Raw genomic sequence first — 2,937 nt, 5'->3', positions numbered from 1 at the left:
GCCGCCGGCTCAGGGCGGGACACCGGGGGCGGGCCCGCCCTGAGCCGGCGGCGGCTCGGCGGCCGGCTGCTCGCCCTCGGCGGCGTCCTGCTCCTGCACGGCGCACTGCCCGGGGCCGCGGGGGCCGCGGGCAGCCCGGCGGAGCGGCGCGCCCTCCAGGGGCTGCGGCTGCGCTACGGTCCGGCCCGCCGGGCCGGCCTCGTCGAGCGGTACCTGGAAGAGGCGGCGCAGGAGGCGGCGCGGTTCCTCGGCCCCTCCCCCGGGCACCCGTACTACGCCGGCGCCGTGGTCCTCGCGGGGCGCGGCCGGACCGTCGCACTGCACCGGGCGATGGGTTACGCCGTCCGGTACGCCGACTACGACGGCCGGACCGACACCGCCCGCGAGCTGCCGCCGCAGGAGCGGATCCCGATGGCGGAGGACACCGTCTTCGACCTGGCCTCCCTCACCAAGCTGTTCACCTCGCTGCTCGCCGCCCAGCAGATGGAGCGCGGCCGGCTGGAGCTGGAGGCACCCGTCCACCGCCACCTGCCCGAGTTCACCGGCGGCGGCAAGGAGCTGATCACCGTCCGGCAGCTGCTCACGCACACCTCGGGGCTGCGCTCCTGGGCGCCGTTCTACCAGGAGTCCACCCGTGAAGGGCAGTTGAGGCTGCTGTGGTCCGTGCGCCCGCAGGAGCCGCCGGGCAGCGTGTACCGCTACTCCGACCTCAACCTCATCACCCTGCAACTCCTCATCGAGCGGGTCTCCGGCCGCCCCCTCGACGTCCTGCTCCAGGACGGGATCACCGGCCCGCTCGGCATGCACCGCACCCGGTTCAACCCGCCGCGGTCCTGGCGCCGTTCCACGGCCGCCACCGAGGTGCAGCGGCCCCCGTGGTCCGGCCTGGACCGCGGCCTGGTCTGGGGCGAGGTACACGACGAGAACGCCCACGCCCTCGGCGGTACCGCCGGCCACGCCGGCGTCTTCGGCACGGCCTGGGACCTGGCCGTCCTCGCCCGCACCCTCCTCGACGGAGGCGCGTACGCCGGGAGGCGCATCCTGCGCCCGGCCTCCGTCGAGCTGCTCTTCACCGACTTCAACACGGCCTTTCCCGGCGACGACCACGGCCTCGGCTTCGAGCTGTACCAGCACTGGTACATGGGCGCGATGGCCACCCCGCACTCCGCCGGGCACACCGGTTTCACCGGCACCTCCCTGGTCCTGGACCCGTCCACGGACTCCTTCCTGGTCCTGCTCGGCAATTCGGTGCACCCGGTGCGGACGTGGCGGGCGGGCAGCGCGCCGCGCGTCGCGGTCGGCAACCGCTTCGCCCGCGCCGTCCCCGTCCGCACCCGGCACGGCGGGCCCGCCTGGTACTCGGGGATGGAACCCGGCGCCTCCGGCACGCTGACCCTGCCCCCGCTCACCCCGGCGACGGCTTCCGCCCGGCTGCGCTGCGCCGTGTGGTGGGACACCGTGCCGGGTGAGGGCTTCCTGCACCTGGAGGCGTCCGCGGACGGCCGGGCATGGGAGCCGCTGCCGTTCCACACGTTCCGTGCCACGGGCGGCGCCGCCGAGGAGTGGCCGCAGGGCCACGTCGACGGCTGGTCCGGCCGCATCTGGCACCGCCTCGAAGCCCCGCTGGGCTCGGCCTGGGCGGGGCGGCCGGTCCGGCTCCGCTTCCGGCACCGGGCGACCGGCCGCTACGTCGGCCGCGGGGTGTACGTGGACGTGGTACGGGTGTCGGAGCCGGCCCGGCTGCTGTTCTCGGAGGAGCGCCCGGCCGACGCGGCGGCCATCGAGGCGGCCGGCTGGAGCCGCTCCGCCGACTGACCCGGCCCGCCGGCGCGGGCCCCTGCCGACCGGCGCCCGTCAGGCGGGTCGGCCCGGCGGGAAGGGGATCTCGGCGAGGAGCGGGAGGACCTGCTGCTCCTCGTAGTCGAGGTGGGCGGTCAGCTCCACGCTCAGCCGGGCCAGTTCGCCGCGGAAGCGGTCGGGGTCGGCCGTCGCGGCGTCGGCGAGCAGCAGGCCGAGTTCCTGCTGGATCCGGGCGACGGTGCGGTGCTCGGCCGCGAGCCGCGCGAAGGCGTCCTCCAGGTGGGGGTGGGCGGCGGCGAGCGCGGGGAAGACGTGTGCGTCCTCGCCCTTGTGGTGGAACTCGAGGGCCTGGCAGAAGGCCAGGCAGTGCTGGCGGATCTGCAGGCCCAGCCCGGGCGCGGCAGGCGGTGCAGCGCCTTGGCGGGCGGCCTGCGCGCGGGCGGCGAAGAGCGCCTCCGTCTCGGCGTGGACGTGCCGCAGCTGTCCCCGCAGCCACACATGCACCTCCAGGAACTTGTCGGCGAGGGTGCGGACCTCCGACGGCCCCTCCCCCGGCGCCGGATCGGAGCGCTGGAGCACCACGACCGGCAGGGTGCGGGAGGTACGGTCCTGGTAGTCGGCGTAGCCGGGCTCGGCGGCCGCGACGTACGCGAACAGCCGCTCGCGGTGGGCGCCTTCGGCGGGGACCGCGACGGCCTCGTACTCCTCGGCGGCGGTCTCCACGCGGACGAGGGGGTGGGCGAGCAGGTTGTGGTACCAGGCGGGGTGGCGGTCGGCGCCGAGGTTGGAGCCGACGACGAGCAGCCCCTCCTCGTGGGGGATGCGGCCGAGCGGGGTGGTGTGCTGTCGGCCGGTCCTGGCGCCGGTCGTGGTGAGCAGCAGCAGGTCGCTGCCCTCGAAGGGGCCGCCGACCTTTCCGCCGTTGGCCCGGAACTCGTCGATGACCCACTGGTTGAAGTCGGTTGCGGACATGGGGAGTCGGTTCTCCTGGATCGTGGGCGCGCACGGGGCGCGGTACGGAGGCGGCGGACCCCTCGCAGGGGCCCGCCGCCTCCGTACCGCGCCCCGTGCGCGCCCACGATCCAGGAGAACCGACTCCCCATGTCCGCAACCGACTTCAACCAGTGGGTCATCGAC

The 2,937-nt window shown here is 75.6% G+C and carries 2 protein-coding genes; one reads left to right on the top strand and one right to left on the bottom strand.

Annotation, left to right across the window (positions count from 1 at the left end; genetic code table 11):
• The coding region (locus EF903_RS31100; RefSeq protein ID WP_399422084.1) for a serine hydrolase at nucleotides 1-1,815 on the top strand (1,815 nt) is incomplete at its 5' end.
• Nucleotides 1,816-1,854: 39 nt separating this feature from the next.
• Here the strand turns inward: EF903_RS31100 and EF903_RS31095 are convergent.
• The gene (locus EF903_RS31095) at nucleotides 1,855-2,772 is read right to left on the bottom strand and encodes a nitroreductase/quinone reductase family protein (RefSeq protein WP_125548320.1); all 918 of its coding nucleotides are present in this window, start codon (nucleotides 2,770-2,772) and stop codon (nucleotides 1,855-1,857) included.
• Nucleotides 2,773-2,937 lie beyond the last annotated feature (165 nt).

Origin of the sequence: Streptomyces sp. WAC05292 (genome assembly GCF_003949955.1) — a bacterium.
Taxonomy (GTDB): domain Bacteria; phylum Actinomycetota; class Actinomycetes; order Streptomycetales; family Streptomycetaceae; genus Streptomyces; species Streptomyces globosus.
This window is presented reverse-complemented; position numbering and strand designations above follow the sequence as displayed.

Excerpts from the sequence above, each read along its gene's own strand:
- EF903_RS31095 (WP_125548320.1), bottom strand. The coding sequence starts at position 2,772 with ATGTCCGCAACCGACTTCAACCAGTGGGTCATCGACGAGTTCCGGGCC.